We start from the raw sequence: 16,988 nt of genomic DNA, 5'->3' as shown, positions 1-16,988 counted from the left end.
CCGGAGCGGAGGCGAACCGGCCGCGAAGTAACCTGAATGCTGTGACCGACACCGAGAGGGGCAGCCGAACTCTGCACAGAATCCGGCTGGTCGTGCTCGTGGTCGCGGTTGCCATCTCGGTTCTGTCGGTCCTTTTGGTGGTCGGTGCCTGGCGAAACGACGTCACCATCGACTCCGACAAGGGCGTCGCGACGGCCGAGGTGCTGTCGGCGGGCAAATTGCGTTCGGCGGTCAGTTTCATCACCCCCGACGGCGTGACCCACAATCCCAGACTCGGCGTGCTGTACCCCACCAATCTCGTCGTGGGTCAGCGCATCGAGGTCGAGTACTACAAGGCGGACTCCGACGACAACGACAGCGACAGCGACCTGCTGGTGCGGGTAGCCGGCCGTGACGCCACCGTGGCCATCGTCCCCGCTGGATCGGTCATCGTCGTCACCTGGCTGATCGCCCTGCCGGCCCTGTTCTGGTTACGTCGCAAGGAGACCCAGCGTATGGGGGCCAAGCGCATGGAGGTACAGGATGCGTAATGCCAGGCAGTGGGTCATCGCTGCTGTCGCCGCGGTGGCCGGGTTCGCGTTGGTGAACTTCGGCAACGTCGCGTCCTCGATCGTGATCATGGTGCTCGTGGTGGTGTTCCTGCTCGTCCTGACGACTCCGGTGCTGTATCCCCGTTCTCTGTCCGACGACGCGTCTCGAGTGGCTGCGACCGAAAAATCGGTGCCGCTGATCTACTGGCGTCCCGGTTGCATCTTCTGCCTTCGGCTACGGGTTGCGCTGTTGCTCCGCGGAAAGAAGGCCGTGTGGACGAACATCCGCGCAGATGCAGCTGCCGCAGCGCGGGTTCGGTCGGTGAACGACGGGAACGAGACGGTTCCGACGGTGTTCGTGGGTACCGGACACCGCACCAACCCGAGTCCGTCGTGGGTCGCCCAGCAATTCGTGTGACGTTGGCCCACACGTAACGTCGTCCATGCCTGGGCGACTGCGTGGCCACCCACACTGAGGACCGTGCGAGTAGCCATCGTTGCGGAATCGTTCTTACCCAACATGAACGGCGTCACCCACTCGGTGATCCGTGTCCTCGAACATCTCGAGAAGACCGGGCACGACGCCATCGTCGTCGCCCCCGACAACCCGTCGGGACCGCGAGCGGCGACCTGGCACAACGGCGTCCCGGTCCACCGAGTGCCGTCCGTGATGGTGCCGAAGGTCAGCTCCCTACCCGTCGGTGTTCCTGGCCTCGGGATGGTCTCTGCGCTAAGGACCTTCGCGCCCGACGTCGTGCATCTGGCGTCCCCGTTCCTGCTCGGAGCGGGTGGTCTGGCCGCCGCGAACCGCCTCGACGTGCCTGCCGTCGCCGTCTACCAGACCGATGTCGCAGGATTCGCCGCGAGCTACGGCCTCGGCTTGACCTCGAAGGCCGCGTGGCGTTGGACCAGGAGACTGCACCGCGGAGCGGCCCGCACTCTGGCACCGTCCACCTCGGCCGTCGACGCTCTCGAGCAGCACGGCATCCCGCGCGTACACCGGTGGGCCAGGGGAGTGGACGCGGTTCGGTTCGCGCCCTCGGCCGCGTCGGCCACCCTTCGCGGCCGATGGGGAGCAGGTGAAAAGCTGATCGTCGGGTTCGTCGGCAGGCTCGCGCCGGAGAAGCACGTCGAGCGGCTCGCCGTGCTGGCCGCAGATCCGTCGGTTCAGCTGGTGATCGTCGGCGGCGGACCCGATACGGCAACACTGCAGGCGTTGATGCCGAATGCGATCTTCACCGGGCAACTCGGCGGAGACGAACTCGCGCAGGCCTACGCCAGCTTCGACATCTTCGTCCACCCCGGCGAACACGAAACCTTCTGTCAGGCAGTCCAAGAAGCCCTCGCCAGCGGAGTACCCGTCATCGGGCCCGACGCCGGCGGACCCCGCGATCTGGTCTCGCACTGCCGCAACGGCTACCTACTGCCGGTCGACAAGTTCACCGAGCTGCTGCCCAGTGCAGTCGGCGCCCTCGCCGAACCCACCACCCGCGCCCGCTTCGGCAACGCCGCCCGCCGATCGGTTCTGCACCGCACCTGGCCTGCCATCTGCGACGAGCTGATCTCCCACTACTACGACGTGCAAGGCATCACAGCGCCACGGGTGACCGAAGCAGCCTGAGTAAGCTGGAGTTCGTGGCCACGACATCGCGCGCAACCCTGGAAAAAGAGCCCCACGAGGTGGCGTCGATGTTCGACGGCGTCGCCCGCCGCTACGACATCACCAACACCGTTCTGTCGTTCGGCCAGGACCGCAGCTGGCGCAAGCTGACCCGCCGAGCACTCGACCTGAAGCCGGGCGAGCGGGTCCTCGATCTCGCCGCCGGCACCGGCGTCTCCACGGTCGAACTCGGACGCAGCGGGGCCTGGTGCGTCGCCACCGACTTCTCCAAGGGCATGCTCCGAGCCGGACTCTCCCGCGGAGTGCCGATGGTCGCCGGTGACGCGATGGCGCTTCCGTACGCCGACGCCAGTTTCGACGCCGCCACCATCTCGTTCGGTCTTCGCAATGTCTCCGACTTCGATGCCGGTCTGCGCGAAATTGCCCGAGTCACCAAACCCGGTGGGCGTCTTGTGGTGTCGGAATTCTCCACCCCGGTCTTCGGCCCGTTCCGCACGGCATACATGGAGTACCTGATGAAGGCGCTCCCCAAAGTCGCTCGCGCAGTGAGCAGCAACCCCGACGCCTACGTCTATCTCGCCGAGTCCATTCGCGCGTGGCCAACCCAGGAGCAGTTGGCTCAGCGCATCGCCGACGCCGGCTGGACCGACGTGCAGTGGCGCAACCTCACCGGCGGAATCGTGGCTCTGCACAAGGCAATTCGGCCCTGAGTCCGCGCGCGGCTACGAAAACGGCGGCCGCGAATCGATTTTCAATGACGTGGTTCCCGCGGTTCGCCACGTACGAGCGACGAGGTCGCTGTCGGCCTCGGTGACCAGATTGCCCATGCACCGGACGGCAACTTTCATCAGTGCCCGCGAGCGCATGCCCACCGGGCCCGCTGCGGGCAGGAACCTCGGCACGGTCAGCAGTCCGGCGAGGCGTCGAGCAATGGAGAAGGCTTGACCGTAGTGCTCACGCAGCACAGTCGGCCAGGCGTCGGTCAGGTCGGCGTGATCGAGAAGGTCGACGACCATGCGGCCGCCTTCGAGTCCGTAGTCGATGCCCTCACCGTTGAGTGGGTTCACGCACGCTGCGGCGTCGCCGATGATCGCCCAGTTCACCCCCGCGACGCCGGAGACCGCCCCGCCCATCGGCAGCAGCGCCGAAGCGACCGACCGCAGCTCGCCGGTCAATTCCCATTCCGACCGCCGCTGCTGGGTGTAGAGGTCCAGCAGGGGACGCAGGGCTCCCGGTGCGGGCCGGGTGGCGGTGGCCAGCGTGCCGACGCCGATGTTGATGTTGCCGTCGTTCAGGGGGAAGACCCATCCGTAGCCGGGCTGCAGCGTGCCTGCGCCGTCGCGCAGTTCGAGGTGTGAGCTGATCCATTCGTCGTCGCTGCGCGCAGACGTGATGTACGCGCGGGCGGCGACGCCGAACGCGGTGTCGCGGTGCCACTGGCGTCCGAGTTGCTTGCCCAGCGTGGACCGGACTCCGTCGGCGACGATCAGAGTGCGGCACGCGACCTCGTGGCTGCCTTCGCCGGTCTGCAGCGTCACCGTTCGGACCGCATTTCCGTCGCGGGTGACGGACACCGCTTTGGCACCCTCGGCCATCACAGCCCCGGCCTCGACGGCGACGCGGCGAATACGGTCGTCCAATTCGGTTCGCGGGACGGCGCTGCCCACCGCCGGGAAAGATCTGCTCGGCCATTCGAGCTCGAGTTCCTGGCCGAACCCACTCAGGCGCAACCCGCGATTGCGCGCGGTACCGCGAACCCATTCACCCAGGCCCAACCGATCGAGTTCGGCGACCGCGCGCGGAGTCAGCCCGTCGCCGCACGTCTTGTCCCGGGGAAAGACGGCCGCGTCGGCGAGTACGACGTCGCGGCCGGAACGCGCTGCCCACGCTGCCGCGGACGATCCTGCGGGGCCCGCGCCCACGACCAACACATCGGTCGAGGAGGGCAGGGCCGGGTTGGATGAGGTCACAGATCCCAGTATCCCGATTGCCGCGGTGCTGCGCCGTCAGGGCCTTCGGTCGACCGTTGTCGAGGCCCTGCTCATCGGGGGTGTTCACCGTCGGAGCGGTGACGTCGTTCACTCATTGGCCCTGCAGGCCGCGTCGGGAAGCGACTCGGGCTCGGTTCGGTGAGGGAATAGTCACCTGTGGTGGGCGGCACCGTCGTGCGAGTGTGCACACTAGGTTCACTACGGTAGTACCCGAGCAGCAGTTTCCGTCATCCATCGCCGCTCGACGCCGACGACAGGACAGGGATCAACATCGTGAGTACAGACGACGCGACCGCAGTAACGGTCGTTGCCGGAGTCGACCTGGGTGACCCGGAGCTCGCTCGATCCGTCGCCGACGGTCTCGCGCGCGTCGAAGAGCTGATGATCAGTGAACTGTCCGACGGCGAAGAGTTCCTCACCGAGGCTGCTCTGCATCTGGCGAAGGCCGGCGGCAAGCGATTCCGACCCCTGTTCACCGTGCTGACCGGCCAGCTGGGGCCGTCGCCGACAGATCCGGCGATCGTCACCGCCGCCACCGTGGTCGAGCTGGTGCACTTGGCGACGCTCTATCACGACGACGTCATGGACGAGGCGTCGATGCGCCGCGGAGCCGAGAGCGCGAACTCTCGCTGGGGCAACAGTGTGGCGATTCTCGCGGGCGACTACCTCTTCGCACATGCGTCGCGTCTGGTGTCCACCCTCGGACCCGACGCCGTCCGCATCATCGCCGAGACCTTCGCCGAGTTGGTCACCGGGCAGATGCGCGAAACGATCGGGGCCAAGAGCACCGACGATCCCATCGCGCACTACTTGAAGGTCGTGTGGGAGAAGACCGGGTCGCTCATCGCCTCCTGTGGGCGCTTCGGCGGCACGTTCAGTGGCGGCGATGCCGAGCACGTGGGACGCCTCGAGCGCCTCGGTGACGCTGTCGGCACCGCGTTCCAGATCTCCGACGACATCATCGACATCTCCTCGGCCACCGAGCAGTCGGGTAAGACTCCCGGCACCGACCTGCGGGAAGGCGTGCACACCCTGCCGGTGCTGTTCGCGCTCCGCGAGGAAGGTGCCGACGGCGACCGCCTGCGCGAGATCCTGGCCGGCCCGGTCACCGAGGATGCGCTGGTCACCGAGGCCCTGGAGCTGTTGCAGCGATCACCCGGCATGGTCGCGGCCAAGAAGACCCTCGGCGAGTACGCCGACCGCGCCCACGCCGAGCTCGCACTGCTGCCGCAGGGACCGGCCAACGACGCCCTGGGCCGACTGGTGAACTACACCGTCGAACGCGTGGGGTAGTCGCCCACTCGGTGGTCGGGAACTGCACGTCGGGGTGCCGTCGTTGAATCGGGTAGGAACACCCGGTACGAGGAGGCACCCGTCACGATGAACAGTTACGCCAACGGTGCGAAGACATTCGGCCTGCTGGTCGGGATGTCTGCGCTGATCGTCTTCATCGGTTCGTTGTTCGGTAACTCGATGATTCTGATCGGGTCGATCGTGCTGGCCGTCGGCGTCAACGGCTACGCGTACTTCAACAGCGCGAAGATGGCTCTGAAGTCGATGCACGCGGTGCCGGTGAGTGAGCTCGAACAGCCGGCGATGTACCGGATCGTGCGGGAACTGGCGACAACGGCGCATCAGCCGATGCCGGCGCTGTACGTGAGCCCGACCAACAATCCCAACGCGTTCGCCACCGGGCGGAACCCGCGCAACGCAGCCGTGTGCTGCACCGAGGGCATTCTTCGGATCCTCGACGAGCGGGAACTTCGAGCGGTGCTCGGACACGAACTCTCGCACGTCTACAACCGCGACATCCTGATCTCGTCGGTGGCCGGTGCCATGGCGGCGGTCATCTCGGGCCTGGCGAACCTGGCCTTCTTCGCCAACGTCTTCGGTGGCCGCGGCAACGGGGGAGCCAATCCGCTCGCTCTGCTGTTGGTGTCGATGCTGGGGCCCATCGCGGCCACGTTGGTGCGGCTCGCGGTCTCTCGTTCTCGGGAGTATCAGGCCGATCAGTCCGGTGCCGAGCTGACCGGTGATCCGCTGGCGCTGGCGTCGGCACTGCGCAAACTCGAGCAGGGGGTGCAGCTGGCACCGCTGCCGCCCGAGCCGCGGCTGGCCGCGGAGTCGCATCTGATGATCGCCAATCCGTTCCGCATCGGCGACAAGGCGGGCGCGCTCTTCGCCACCCACCCGCCGATGGCCGACCGAATCGAACGGCTCGAGCGGATGGCCGGCCACCGGCCCTACTGAGCGGAGCCTGCGGCATGTGAGTGGAACTTCGTAGTCTGCTACGAGGTTCCACTCACATGCGGCGCTCTACCGGTAGTTGACGAACTGCAGGGCGATGCCGAAGTCCTCGTTCTTGAGCAACTGTTGGATTGCCTGCAGGTCGTCGCGCTTCTTGCTGCTCACGCGCAGCTCGTCGCCCTGGATCTGCGCTTTGACGCCCTTGGGGCCGTCGTCGCGGATCTTCTTGGAGATCTTCTTGGCGTTCTCGGTGCTGATGCCTTGCACGAGTTTGCCGGTGACCTTGTAGACCTTGCCGGACGCGGCCGGGTCGTTGGTCTCGAAAGCCTTGAGCGATACGTCGCGTCGGATCAGTTTCTCCTTGAAGACGTCCAGAGCTGCCTTGACCTTCTCCTCGGATTCGGACGTGATGACGATGGTCTCGGACTCGCCACTGCCGGACCACTCGATGCTGGTGTCCGATCCTCGGAAGTCGAAGCGGGTCGCCAGCTCCTTCGCGGCCTGTCCGAGAGCGTTGTCCACTTCCTGCCGGTCGACTTTGCTCACTACGTCGAAGGACGAATCAGCCACTTCTCACACTCTCCAGTCGAATCGAAAATTTGTTTCTGCGGTGGTGTCGGTCCACATCCCGCTGGGACTTTATCGGCCCGCTACCGACCGTATCCACCCGGTTTGCGTTCCGGGGGGACGTTCGTTGTATTCTTCTCACCGCGCCGAAGACCAGCACGGACTTCGATCGCAGCACGGCAGATTGCCCGAGCGGCCAATGGGAGCGGACTGTAAATCCGTCGGCTTATGCCTACGTAGGTTCGAATCCTACATCTGCCACACCTGGAACCCCGGCGAGAAATTTTCTCGCTGGGGTTTCCATGTGAAGAGGACATATCAGGGCCGCTGACCTCGCAATTTGGCAGTCGGTGCTCGGAATGTGTAACCTCTTGAAGGCTTCAGCGCACGGCTTGTTCGTGTTCTGAGGTGGAGCCTGCGGAACGAGAGTTCCCGTAGTCACCCGCCCCCTTAGCTCAGTCGGTAGAGCGTTTCCATGGTAAGGAAAAGGTCAACGGTTCGATTCCGTTAGGGGGCTCGCTGGATTGGATGGCTCGACGTCGCGCTCCCGTTCGTGGGATGGTGGACGATGAGCACCTGAGGCGGTGTAGCTCAGTTGGTAGAGCAAACGACTCATAATCGTTGCGTCGCCGGTTCAAGTCCGGTCACCGCTACACAGTAGGCAAGCACGGCAAGTAGCACGCATGAACAGTCCTGATTGACCCAGATCAGATTTACCCGAAAGTAGGCGTCCAGTGGCCTCCTCCACCGATGTGCGGCCCAAGATCACCTTGGCCTGCGAGGTTTGCAAGCACCGCAACTACATCACCAAGAAGAACCGTCGGAACGATCCCGACCGCATCGAGCTGAAGAAGTTCTGCTCCAACTGCGGAACGCACCGGGCTCACCGCGAATCTCGCTAGATTGCACGGCTCGCTGGTTCGCAGTTCCGATCTCTAGTCGGCGCCCGGCGTTAGGTCACTTTTTCTCCCCCTAACGGCTCTTGCGTCCAGGGTAGAAAAGGTTTTCCGTGTCACAAGCTCCACACGATGTCCCGACCATGGATGCATCCGCACACGCGGCGTCCATGGTCGGTTCTCATTTCCGCGTCGACGACTTCTACGAGGTCGGCCGCGAGAAGGTTCGTGAATACGCGCGTGCCGTCCAGGATTTTCATCCCGCGCATCACGACGAGGACGCAGCGAAGGGCCTCGGTTACGACGGTCTCCTCGCGCCCTTGACCTTCGTTTCCCTGCTCGGGATCATGTCGCAGACCCGGATGCTGCAAGAGGTCATCACCGGTTACGACCCGAGCCAGATTCTGCAGACCGACCAACGACTGGAATTCCATCGCCCGATTCAGGTCGGCGATCGAATCTTCTGCGACGTGTACCTCGAGTCCTTCCGGCAGATGAGCGGCAGCGACATCATGACCACGAAGAACATCATCACCGACCAGAACGGTGATCTCGTACAGACCACGTGGACGACCATCGTGGCGCGGACCGGCGGGGAGATCGACGAGAACATCGCCCATGCGGTCAAGGAAGTGATCAGGCATGGCGCTTCGTAGTTTCGACGACGTGTCCGTCGGCGAGGAGCTGCCCGAGCGAGTCGTGTCCTTGACCCGCGGCGACCTGGTGAACTACGCCGGTGTGTCCGGCGATCCCAACCCGATCCACTGGAGTGACGAAGTTGTCGCGCTGGCCGGATTGGACAACGTGATCGCGCACGGAATGCTGACGATGGGCCTCGGTGCCGGCTTCGTCACGTCATGGCTCGGCGATCCGGGTGCGGTCACCGAGTACAACGTGCGCTTCACCAGCTCGGTGTTCGTCCCGGCGGATTCGGCGGCGCAGGTCGAGTTCACCGGCAAGATCAAGACGATGGACGTCGAGGAGCGAACTGCCGTGATTGCCATCGTGGCGAAGTTCGAGGGCAAGAAGATTTTCGGGCGAGCTACCGCAACGGTACGTTTGGCCTGAGCATGTCGATCCGGCAGAAGTAGTTCGTGGCCGGGACGACGGGATTTATCTGTTCCGAAGAGTGTGCAGTACACTGAGATTTCTGGGGTAATCCGGCGCTCTGCGCTGCCCGCGTCCTCTTTCCGAGGTGACGTGGGCTCGAGCGTGTGAGTCGGATCGACACCAGAGCGGCCGAGAAGTTTCGGCCGAAGGGGCGTAGCTCAATTGGTAGAGCAACGGTCTCCAAAACCGTAGGTTGCAGGTTCAAGTCCTGTCGCCCCTGCCCAAGGTGTCAGCAACTGAGAGGAACGACGTGAGCGAGGAGCGCGGTAAGCGCGACGGTCGATCGGGGGAGTTCGAGGACTCTTCGGCCCCAGACGACGTCGTACCTGGCTCCGAGGGCCGTCTCTCCGATGCTGATACGTCTGCCGGTGGATCTTCTGCGGAGGCTGTCGTACCCACCGGTAAGCGATCGTCGAGCAGGGCACGCAGCACCGGTGCTGCCTCGGTGTCGATGACGAAGACTGCGACCGCGTCCACGAAAGCCACGTCCGGCAAGGGACGTTCGGGCAAGGCCAAAGCAGACAAGCGGCCCAACGTTTTTCTGCGGCTGCTGCAGTTCTTCCGCGAGGTTGTTGCCGAACTGCGCAAGGTCATCTGGCCGAACAAGAAGCAGATGGTCACCTACACCACCGTCGTGCTCGTCTTCCTGACGTTCATGGTCGCGTACATCAGCGGTCTCGACGTGTTGTTCATCAAAGGCGTCGGCTGGCTGTTCGGCTGACCGAGACGGCCGACTTTTCGACGATCGAACCGAGCAGGAAACTAGAGAAAGGGTGCTGACGTGAGCACGCCGCACAACGACGCCACCGAAGTGGCCGCATTCGACGCCGATGTCGAGGCGACCAAGCAGGGCCTCGAAGCGGAGCAGGCCGCTCAGGACCGCGAGACCGACGAAGCAATCAAGGCCGACGTGGCCGCTGCCGCCGGGGACGACGTTGCCGCCGAAGGCGACGAGGCCGCTGACGCCGACGTCACGGCAGAGCCCGAGGATCCCGTCGCCGAGATGAAGGCGGCTCTGCGTCGCGCTCCCGGCGACTGGTACGTCATCCACTCGTACGCCGGATACGAGAACAAGGTCAAGGCCAACCTCGAGACCCGTGTGCAGAACCTCGACGTCGGCGACTACATCTTCCAGGTGGAAGTTCCCACCGAAGAGGTCACCGAGATCAAGAACGGCCAGCGCAAGCAGGTCAACCGCAAGGTTCTGCCCGGCTACATCCTGGTCCGCATGGAACTCAACGACGAGTCCTGGGGCGCAGTGCGCAACACCCCCGGCGTCACCGGATTCGTCGGTGCGACGTCGCGTCCGTCACCGTTGACCATCAACGAGGTCGTCAAGTTCCTCATGCCGCAGGAAGGCGCCAAGAAGGACGCGAAAGCGACCGCAGGCGCAAGCGACCAGAGCGGCGACACCACGTCGAAGCCGACCATCGAGGTCGACTTCGAGGTCGGCGAGTCGGTCACCGTCATGGACGGCCCGTTCGCGACTCTCCCCGCCAGCATCAGCGAGGTCAACGCAGAGCAGCAGAAGCTCAAGGTGTTGGTATCGATCTTCGGCCGTGAAACCCCGGTCGAGCTCGGCTTCACCCAGGTCTCCAAGATCTAGAAGCCGCGCGCACAGACTTGCAGTAGCAACCGCAAGAAACCCGAGCGAATACAAGGAAAAAGAAATGCCCCCGAAGAAGAAGAAGCTAGCCGGGATCATCAAGCTTCAGATCCAGGCCGGTGCCGCCAACCCGGCACCGCCCGTCGGCCCCGCATTGGGCCAGCACGGCGTCAACATCATGGAGTTCTGCAAGGCGTACAACGCCGCGACCGAGTCGCAGCGCGGCAACGTCGTGCCGGTCGAGATCTCGGTCTACGAAGACCGCACGTTCGACTTCAAGCTCAAGACTCCTCCCGCTGCCAAGCTGCTGCTCAAGGCTGCAGGCGTGGCAAAGGGCTCCGGCGAGCCGCACAAGACCAAGGTCGCCAAGGTGACCATGGATCAGGTGCGCGAGATCGCCAAGACCAAGCAGGAAGACCTCAACGCCAACGACATCGATCAGGCCGCGAAGATCATCGCCGGCACTGCTCGCTCGATGGGCATCACGGTCGAAGGCTGATTACCAGCTCTCTGCAGTAACCGAAGTACACGTGGGAGAGCCGGCCAGGCTCGTCAACCACACTGAACTCGAACGAAGGACAGCAAGACATGGCAAAGCGCAGCAAGGCCTACCTCGAGCAGGCCGCAAAGATCGACCAGGACAACCTCTACTCGCCTCTCGAAGCCGCCAAGTTGGCCAAGGAGACCGCGTCGAGCAAGTTCGACCCCACCGTCGAGGTTGCAGTGCGACTCGGCGTCGATCCCCGCAAGGCGGATCAGATGGTGCGCGGCACCGTCAACCTTCCCCACGGCACCGGCAAGACCGCTCGGGTTATTGTTTTCGCCGCTGGTGAGAAGGCTGCAGAGGCCGAGGCAGCAGGAGCCGACGTCGTCGGAGCAGAAGATCTGATCGAGCGCATCCAGGGCGGATTCCTGGACTTCGACGCCGCGATCGCCACCCCCGATCAGATGGCCAAGGTCGGCCGCATCGCCCGTGTCCTCGGACCGCGTGGCCTGATGCCGAACCCGAAGACGGGCACGGTCACCAACGATGTGACCAAGGCCGTCAACGACATCAAGGGCGGCAAGATCAACTTCCGCGTCGACAAGCAGGCCAACCTGCACTTCGTCATCGGTAAGGCCTCGTTCGACGAGACCAAGCTGGTGGAGAACTACGGCGCTGCGCTGGACGAGATCCTGCGTGCGAAGCCGTCGTCGGCCAAGGGTCGTTACGTCAAGAAGGTCACCGTCTCGACCACCACCGGACCCGGCGTCCAGGTCGATCCGAACCGCACGCGCAACCTCCTCGAGGACGACGCGAACGCGTAATTTCGTAACTGCGAACGAAGGCCGGTCTCCCCAGGGAGGCCGGCCTTCGTCGTAGGGTCTTGCCGAGGATCTAGGCCGCGTTCGCGCGAGCGAAGTTGGCCAGGACGATGCCGCTGATGCGGTCGAGCAACGCGGCGGGTAGGTCGTGGGCCATGCCGTCGATCAGCGTCAGCTCGGCACCGGGAACGGCGCGGGCGATGGCCTTGCCGCACGAGGGTCGGACCAGTCTGTCGGCGGTCCCGTGAATGACGGTGGTCGGCGCGGTGATCTTCTTCGCGTACGGCCGCAGGCTGCCGGTGCCGGTGATCGCAGCCATCTGCCGCACGACGCCCGAGGGGTTGTAGTTCCGCTCGTACATCACCTGCGCAATCTCCAGTTGTTCCTCGAGCGGAGTGCGGAAGCCGGGAGAGTCGATGGTGGACAACGTCTTTGCCGAATGCGCGATGATTTCCTCTTTCGTGGCGTCCTTCCCGACGCCACCGAGCAGGGGCAGCAGGGCGCGTGGGTCCGGCGGAGGTAGGAACGGCTCGTTGGTGCTCGAGAAGAGAATGCCCACCGATTCGGTTCGTTCGGGGTAACTACCGGCGAAGACTTGAGTGATCATGCCGCCCATCGATGCACCGACGACGTGCACGGTGTCGACCCCGAGGTGATCGAGTACTCCTACGGCGTCGGCGGCCATGTCGACGATCGTGTAGGGCACGTCGGAAGACATCCCGAGCTCGTGTCGGATCATTCGGAGGATCTGGGATCCCCGCACCTTCTGCCCGGTCATCTTCGTGGACAATCCGATGTCGCGGTTGTCGATGCGGATCACTCGGTATCCCGCATCGACGAGGCGGGTACAGAAATCCATGGGCCACAACGTCAATTGCGCGGACAGGCCCATGATCAGCAGGACCGCAGGGTCATCGACCGAACCCATGTCCTCGTACGCGATCTCGACGGAGTTCGCCGGCGCGATGCCTTGTTCGATTCTCATGGTGTCGTTCCTACCAGCCCGGCTCACCGAGTATGGGCACCACCAGGTAGCTCGGGCTTTCCGGGTCGATGCTGATGTCCTGTTTGCGTAGTCGAGTGCGCAGTAGGTCCGGCAAGATCGGGATGAACCGTGGTGTGTCGGTGGCGAATACGTCGACCCGGAGTCGGTGGCCAGTGGCGATGACGGCCTCGGTGGTGAGAATGTCGATATCGAGAACGATGGGTTCGCCGATGGGTACCGGAAGCAGCGCCGCTTCGGTGAGCGGGTGGTAGGGCCGGGTGTAGTCGCCGTTCGGCGCGAACAAGGAACGTTCGTCGTCCACGGCTCGACGCGAGGCCAGAAGAGCGCCGTTGCTGAGCACCGTCGAGGTTCCGTCGGGAGCGACGTCGCAGATCATGATGGCCCACAACGCTTCCCGTGCGTGGCAGATCACCCGAAGATGCAGATTCATCGGACCGGACAGGACGGCGTCCGACTCGGCAGCATCGGTGGTGAAGGTGACTGCGGCGCCCTCGGCGAATCGGTTGTCGTAGGTGAATCCACCACCGAACACGGCCGTCACCCCGGCCAGCACCTGCGTGGTGTCACGCGAGACGACGGCCCGCAACGAGGGCCGCACCGTCAGGACGTCGCGGGCTGTGGCAGGTTCGGTGGTGAGGCTGCCGTCGGCGACGGCATGGGCCGCGGTGCCCGAGGACGCTGCCGACAGGTACAGCCTTCGTGGCTGGGCCCGAGGTGCCGGAAAGCGGCCGTGCGCAGTCCAATTCCCGCCCTGTTGCCGCAGTGTGACGGGACCGTAGTTCTCTATTCCGTTGTCGACGTCGCGCAGCCACTTGTCGAACCAGGCCCGCTCGAGTACGTCGAGGCGCGGTGGAAATCCTGGTTCGCCGAATCCGATACCGGGGTTGCCGTGGTAGCCGTCGCCGACGAGCAACTGCTTCGATCCACGTTCGAGGGGGAGCCGGTTGTAGATGTCGGGAGCGGATCCGCCGAAGATGTCGTGCCAGCACCCGTACAGAAAGGTCGGTACCGCGATGTCCTCGATGACGGCGTCGATGGTGTCGTAGTACTCGTTGTCGTAGATTCGCGGATCTCGGCCTGTGACAAAGCCTTTGGCCAGATCGAGCAAATTGGTGGCGGGGGATCGCACGCGATCGCGGAGCCAGGTGAACGTATCGACTCCGCCGACGGCCGGTGCCCACTTCAACCCGTTGACGGCGGCGAGCCACAGCGGGATGAACGCCGATGTCGCGCCTCCGGTCGCGAAGATTTCGCGGACGATGTCCACCGAGCCCTCGACGGCGAAGATGGCGTCGAGCCCGGCGGGTTGCTTGGCCGCGGCCTGCAGCGAATTGATCGCGGAATACGAAATTCCGGCCATTCCCACCCTGCCGTTGCACCAGTACTGGCGTCGGGCCCACTCGATCACCTCGAGCGAATCGAGTTGTTCCCTGGGTCCCAGCACATCCCAGGTGCCCGAGGAACTACCGGTGCCGCGGACGTCGACGATCATCTGTACGTACCCACTGCGCACGAGGTGACGGTTCACCGAGAAAAGGTCCGCCGCCCCGCCTGCCACCACACGGGTGATTTCGGTGATGCCGTCGAATGCCGTTCCGGTGAGATCGAAGGCGGCCGAGAAGGCTCTGACAGCACGGCCGAGAACCGGCGTTTCGAGGATCGTGTCGATCCCCTTGATGAGCAGTTTGTTGTAGGGCGTGAGATTGAGGACGGTGGGAAAACTGCCCTCCACCGCGTGACCCGCTGCGTCCGCGGGGCGGATGACGTACGCGCGCAGCGCCGTGCCGTCGCTCATCGGGATACGAACGTTCGCCGAGACGGAGACCCTCGGAAAGCGCGGTTGTTCGCGCACGATTTCCGCCCACGCCGCTGCTGCGTCGCCGCCGCTGGGATCGCGTACGGGTTGCAGGAGGGGGTGGGGCTGCACGGCAGTCATGAACGTCGACTAGACCGTCGAACGACCCTGTTTGTCCCGAGGTGTCAACTTCAGAAGACGGCTGCACTCTTTGCAGGCGTTTCGAGGGTGAGTGCACGTGTCTTCTGACATTCTGATGTCAGAAGTGCGGTGCACGGTCGCACGTTCGGCTCTCGGTGACAGGGAGGCTTGTGGTGGACCCCGACAAGCTCGACGTCGTGGAGACCGGTGTGCTGACAGCGTCGGGGGAGCGGTGGTCCCAGGCCGAGGCCCGTTTCGCTGTCTTGGCTCCCTTGCTGGAGATGCATTCGGTGCGTTTGGCAGCGGTCGACGATGCCGCGCAACGGTTGGGATTGTCCAGGCGGCAGGTCTACACGTTGGTCGGCAGGCTCAGGGACGGGACGGGGACAGTCACCGATCTTCTGACGAAGGTCTCGTCGGGAGGGCGTGGCCGCAGCCGAGTAGCGGCTGAGGTCGAGGAAGTGATCGGCGATCATCTCACCCGATATTTTCTTCACCGCCAGAAGCTGAGTGTCGCTGCGCTGCACCGACGTATAGCACTGGCGTGTCATCGCGCGGGTTTGCCGGTGCCGGCCAGAAATACCGTCACCGCGCGTATCGCCGCGCTCCCTCCGGCATCGGTGGCCAGGTCAGGCGGAGGACCCGATGCCGCCCGCCCACGTCAGTCCGCCGGCGACGTTCCACCGACGGTTTCGGGGATTCTCGATCAGGTCCAGATCGACCACACCGTCGTCGATCTGATGGTCGTTGATGAGTAAGAGCGGTAACCGATCGGTCGCCCCTACCTGACGATCGCCGTTGATGTCTTCAGCCGTTCCGTACTCGGGTTCGTCGTCACTCTGGAGCCGCCGTCGTCGATATCGGTCGGGTTGTGCCTGGGCCGCGTGTGCTGCGGGAAGCAGACGTGGCTGGAGGCATGCGAGCTGGCGGAGCAGGTGCAGTGGCCGATGGCGGGGAAGCCGAAGCAGTTGTATCTCGACAACGCCTCCGAGTTCAAAAGCGAAGCGCTGCGCCGCGGATGCGCCCAGCACGCCATCACCCTCGAGTACCGTCCTCCGGGCCGACCGCACTACGGCGGGATCGTCGAACGCATCATCGGAACGGCGATGACGGCGGTGCACGAGCTGCCTGGGACCACCTTCTCGAACCCAGCGGACCGAGGAAGTTACGACTCGGACAAGCACGCGGCGTTGACATTGCGTGAGTTGGAGCGTTGGCTGGTCCTGGCTATAGCCTCGTATCACGCGAGCGTTCACGCAGGGATCGGGAACACTCCGGCCGCCGTGTGGGCCGGTGGGGTCGCCGCAGTTGGTCATGCCCCTCGTGTGGTGCTCGGCGAAACCGCGTTCTTGGTGGACTTTCTTCCCGTCATCCGGCGACGTCTGACGCGCACGGGCTTCGTTCTCGATCACGTGCACTACTTCTCGAACGCGCTCAAACCGTGGGTTGCGCGGCGAGAGGATTTGGGGCGGTTCGTGATACGACGTGACCCACGCGATTTGAGCAGAATCTGGGTCCTCGAACCAGACGGTGCCGGCTATGTCGAGGTGCCGTACCGGACGATGTCACATCCCGCGGTGACACTGTGGGAGCACAGAGCTGCTATCGCCCGTCTCCGCGAACAAGGTCGGTCGAACGTCGATGAGAGCGCACTGTTTTCGATGATCGAGCAGATGCGCGAGGTCACCGACCGCTCGCAGAAAGCCACCCGCAAAGCCCGGCGCAACCGTGCCCGCCCGCGATGCGCCGGTGGAAATCCCGCGGTCAGTATCGACAGCGTCGAGGGCATGACCAGCGCCGCACCCGCCCCAGCCAACGCGCGAGCAGCGATCAGCCACGCCGGGTCGGCGAGAAACAAGGGCAAGGCCGACGCGAAAGCGAACAACGCCAACCCCGCCACGAGCACCCCGCGGCGACCGTACCGGTCACCGATCGCACCGGCAGGCAGAACGAAGCACGCCAATACCAGCGTATAACCGTCGACTATCCAGGTCAGTTGAGCTTGCGTCGCCCCTGTCGCGACCGCGATCTGTGGCAACGCTGAATACAATGCCGCCATTGCGGCCACCACCAACGCGACCGCCATGCACGACACAATCAACATCCACCACTGGGCACCGCTCCATCGAGCGACGCTGGCAGAGTCGGATCTACGTTCGTTCAACGGCCAGCC

Annotated in this window: 17 protein-coding genes, 4 tRNA genes and 2 pseudogenes; 18 read left to right on the top strand and 5 right to left on the bottom strand. The window is 64.4% G+C overall.

All coding sequences use genetic code 11. The features are described 5' to 3' along the window. The first annotated feature begins 41 nt into the window (after positions 1-41). From J1M81_RS10900 to J1M81_RS10885, 4 genes are all read left to right on the top strand, one after another. Positions 42-530, top strand: a complete 489-nt coding sequence (locus tag J1M81_RS10900; RefSeq protein WP_045840680.1) for a hypothetical protein — start codon at positions 42-44, stop codon at positions 528-530. Then, positions 523-948 carry a glutaredoxin domain-containing protein gene (locus J1M81_RS10895; protein ID WP_032375582.1) on the top strand — a complete coding sequence of 142 codons (426 nt, stop codon included), beginning with the start codon at positions 523-525 and terminating at the stop codon, positions 946-948. Before J1M81_RS10900 ends, J1M81_RS10895 begins: the two co-directional genes overlap by 8 nt. A 63-nt stretch (positions 949-1,011) precedes the next feature. Beyond that, positions 1,012-2,151 (top strand): glycosyltransferase family 1 protein, encoded by a 1,140-nt coding sequence (locus J1M81_RS10890; RefSeq protein ID WP_197077412.1) that lies wholly within the window; start codon positions 1,012-1,014, stop codon positions 2,149-2,151. Between the two features lie 14 nt (positions 2,152-2,165). Then, complete coding sequence (locus J1M81_RS10885) at positions 2,166-2,861, top strand: demethylmenaquinone methyltransferase (protein WP_027498286.1); 696 nt, start codon at positions 2,166-2,168, stop codon at positions 2,859-2,861. 12 nt (positions 2,862-2,873) lie between these two features. On the opposite strand, the gene J1M81_RS10880 is transcribed toward J1M81_RS10885, so the two are convergent. Beyond that, positions 2,874-4,121 (bottom strand): geranylgeranyl reductase family protein, encoded by a 1,248-nt coding sequence (locus tag J1M81_RS10880; protein ID WP_032375584.1) that lies wholly within the window; start codon positions 4,119-4,121, stop codon positions 2,874-2,876. Positions 4,122-4,415: 294 nt separating this feature from the next. Here J1M81_RS10880 and J1M81_RS10875 point away from each other — a divergent pair, with 294 nt between their 5' ends. Together J1M81_RS10875 and htpX are read left to right on the top strand one after the other, a co-directional pair. Next, positions 4,416-5,435: a polyprenyl synthetase family protein gene (locus J1M81_RS10875; protein ID WP_032365250.1), complete on the top strand. Its 1,020-nt coding sequence runs from the start codon at positions 4,416-4,418 to the stop codon at positions 5,433-5,435. An 87-nt stretch (positions 5,436-5,522) separates the two neighbouring features. Further along, positions 5,523-6,392 carry a zinc metalloprotease HtpX gene (htpX, locus tag J1M81_RS10870; protein WP_032375585.1) on the top strand — a complete coding sequence of 290 codons (870 nt, stop codon included), beginning with the start codon at positions 5,523-5,525 and terminating at the stop codon, positions 6,390-6,392. A gap of 66 nt (positions 6,393-6,458) precedes the next feature. Here htpX and J1M81_RS10865 read toward each other — a convergent pair whose 3' ends face one another. Further along, positions 6,459-6,959, bottom strand: coding sequence for a YajQ family cyclic di-GMP-binding protein (locus J1M81_RS10865; RefSeq protein WP_027498282.1), 501 nt, complete (start codon positions 6,957-6,959; stop codon positions 6,459-6,461). Between the two features lie 175 nt (positions 6,960-7,134). Here J1M81_RS10865 and J1M81_RS10860 point away from each other — a divergent pair. From J1M81_RS10860 to rplA, 11 genes are all read left to right on the top strand, one after another. Beyond that, a tRNA-Tyr gene (locus J1M81_RS10860) sits at positions 7,135-7,217 on the top strand. A gap of 183 nt (positions 7,218-7,400) precedes the next feature. Next, a tRNA-Thr gene (locus J1M81_RS10855) sits at positions 7,401-7,473 on the top strand. A gap of 63 nt (positions 7,474-7,536) precedes the next feature. Then, positions 7,537-7,609: transfer RNA gene (locus J1M81_RS10850), tRNA-Met, on the top strand. A gap of 81 nt (positions 7,610-7,690) precedes the next feature. Beyond that, on the top strand, positions 7,691-7,858 hold the full coding sequence (rpmG, locus tag J1M81_RS10845; protein ID WP_027498281.1) for a 50S ribosomal protein L33: 168 nt from the start codon (positions 7,691-7,693) through the stop codon (positions 7,856-7,858). Positions 7,859-7,995: 137 nt separating this feature from the next. Further along, a complete protein-coding gene (gene hadA, locus J1M81_RS10840; protein WP_045840660.1) occupies positions 7,996-8,508 on the top strand; it encodes a (3R)-hydroxyacyl-ACP dehydratase subunit HadA in 513 nt (170 codons plus the stop codon). After that, on the top strand, positions 8,495-8,920 hold the full coding sequence (gene hadB / locus J1M81_RS10835) for a (3R)-hydroxyacyl-ACP dehydratase subunit HadB (RefSeq protein WP_027498279.1): 426 nt from the start codon (positions 8,495-8,497) through the stop codon (positions 8,918-8,920). The genes hadA and hadB overlap by 14 nt, the downstream gene beginning before the upstream one ends. A gap of 189 nt (positions 8,921-9,109) precedes the next feature. Further along, a tRNA-Trp gene (locus tag J1M81_RS10830) sits at positions 9,110-9,182 on the top strand. 30 nt (positions 9,183-9,212) lie between these two features. Next, the gene (gene secE / locus J1M81_RS10825; protein WP_027498278.1) at positions 9,213-9,683 is read left to right on the top strand and encodes a preprotein translocase subunit SecE; all 471 of its coding nucleotides are present in this window, start codon (positions 9,213-9,215) and stop codon (positions 9,681-9,683) included. Positions 9,684-9,743: 60 nt separating this feature from the next. Then, positions 9,744-10,568, top strand: coding sequence for a transcription termination/antitermination protein NusG (gene nusG, locus J1M81_RS10820; RefSeq protein ID WP_027498277.1), 825 nt, complete (start codon positions 9,744-9,746; stop codon positions 10,566-10,568). Positions 10,569-10,632: 64 nt separating this feature from the next. After that, positions 10,633-11,067 (top strand): 50S ribosomal protein L11, encoded by a 435-nt coding sequence (gene rplK / locus J1M81_RS10815; protein ID WP_008713829.1) that lies wholly within the window; start codon positions 10,633-10,635, stop codon positions 11,065-11,067. Between the two features lie 89 nt (positions 11,068-11,156). Beyond that, positions 11,157-11,876, top strand: a complete 720-nt coding sequence (gene rplA, locus J1M81_RS10810; RefSeq protein WP_027498276.1) for a 50S ribosomal protein L1 — start codon at positions 11,157-11,159, stop codon at positions 11,874-11,876. 70 nt (positions 11,877-11,946) lie between these two features. On the opposite strand, the gene J1M81_RS10805 is transcribed toward rplA, so the two are convergent. Next, the gene (locus J1M81_RS10805) at positions 11,947-12,858 is read right to left on the bottom strand and encodes an alpha/beta fold hydrolase (protein WP_045840661.1); all 912 of its coding nucleotides are present in this window, start codon (positions 12,856-12,858) and stop codon (positions 11,947-11,949) included. 10 nt (positions 12,859-12,868) lie between these two features. Further along, positions 12,869-14,815, bottom strand: coding sequence for a CocE/NonD family hydrolase (locus J1M81_RS10800; RefSeq protein ID WP_032375587.1), 1,947 nt, complete (start codon positions 14,813-14,815; stop codon positions 12,869-12,871). Between the two features lie 173 nt (positions 14,816-14,988). Between J1M81_RS10800 and J1M81_RS26810 the strand changes: the two are divergent. Beyond that, positions 14,989-16,551, top strand: a pseudogene (locus J1M81_RS26810) (Mu transposase C-terminal domain-containing protein); the annotation flags it as partial. Here the strand turns inward: J1M81_RS26810 and J1M81_RS10785 are convergent. Next, positions 16,545-16,919 (bottom strand): annotated as a pseudogene (locus tag J1M81_RS10785) (MFS transporter); the annotation flags it as partial. The pseudogenes J1M81_RS26810 and J1M81_RS10785 sit on opposite strands and share 7 nt — an antisense overlap. Between the last annotated feature and the right edge of the window lie 69 nt (positions 16,920-16,988).

The organism is Rhodococcus sp. KRD175, assembly GCF_017168275.1.
GTDB lineage: Bacteria > Actinomycetota > Actinomycetes > Mycobacteriales > Mycobacteriaceae > Rhodococcoides > Rhodococcoides fascians.
The sequence above is the reverse complement of the archived record's forward strand: the minus strand, read 5'-3'. Positions and strand labels throughout refer to the sequence as shown.

What these genes read in the sequence shown, in the direction of transcription:
- htpX (WP_032375585.1), top strand. Translation starts at nt 5,523, where the DNA reads ATGAACAGTTACGCCAACGGTGCGAAGACATTCGGCCTGCTGGTCGGG.
- J1M81_RS10800 (WP_032375587.1), bottom strand. Translation starts at nt 14,815, where the DNA reads ATGACTGCCGTGCAGCCCCACCCCCTCCTGCAACCCGTACGCGATCCC.
- hadB (WP_027498279.1), top strand. Translation starts at nt 8,495, where the DNA reads ATGGCGCTTCGTAGTTTCGACGACGTGTCCGTCGGCGAGGAGCTGCCC.
- hadA (WP_045840660.1), top strand. Translation starts at nt 7,996, where the DNA reads ATGGATGCATCCGCACACGCGGCGTCCATGGTCGGTTCTCATTTCCGC.
- J1M81_RS10895 (WP_032375582.1), top strand. Translation starts at nt 523, where the DNA reads ATGCGTAATGCCAGGCAGTGGGTCATCGCTGCTGTCGCCGCGGTGGCC.
- J1M81_RS10805 (WP_045840661.1), bottom strand. Translation starts at nt 12,858, where the DNA reads ATGAGAATCGAACAAGGCATCGCGCCGGCGAACTCCGTCGAGATCGCG.
- rplK (WP_008713829.1), top strand. Translation starts at nt 10,633, where the DNA reads ATGCCCCCGAAGAAGAAGAAGCTAGCCGGGATCATCAAGCTTCAGATC.
- rplA (WP_027498276.1), top strand. Translation starts at nt 11,157, where the DNA reads ATGGCAAAGCGCAGCAAGGCCTACCTCGAGCAGGCCGCAAAGATCGAC.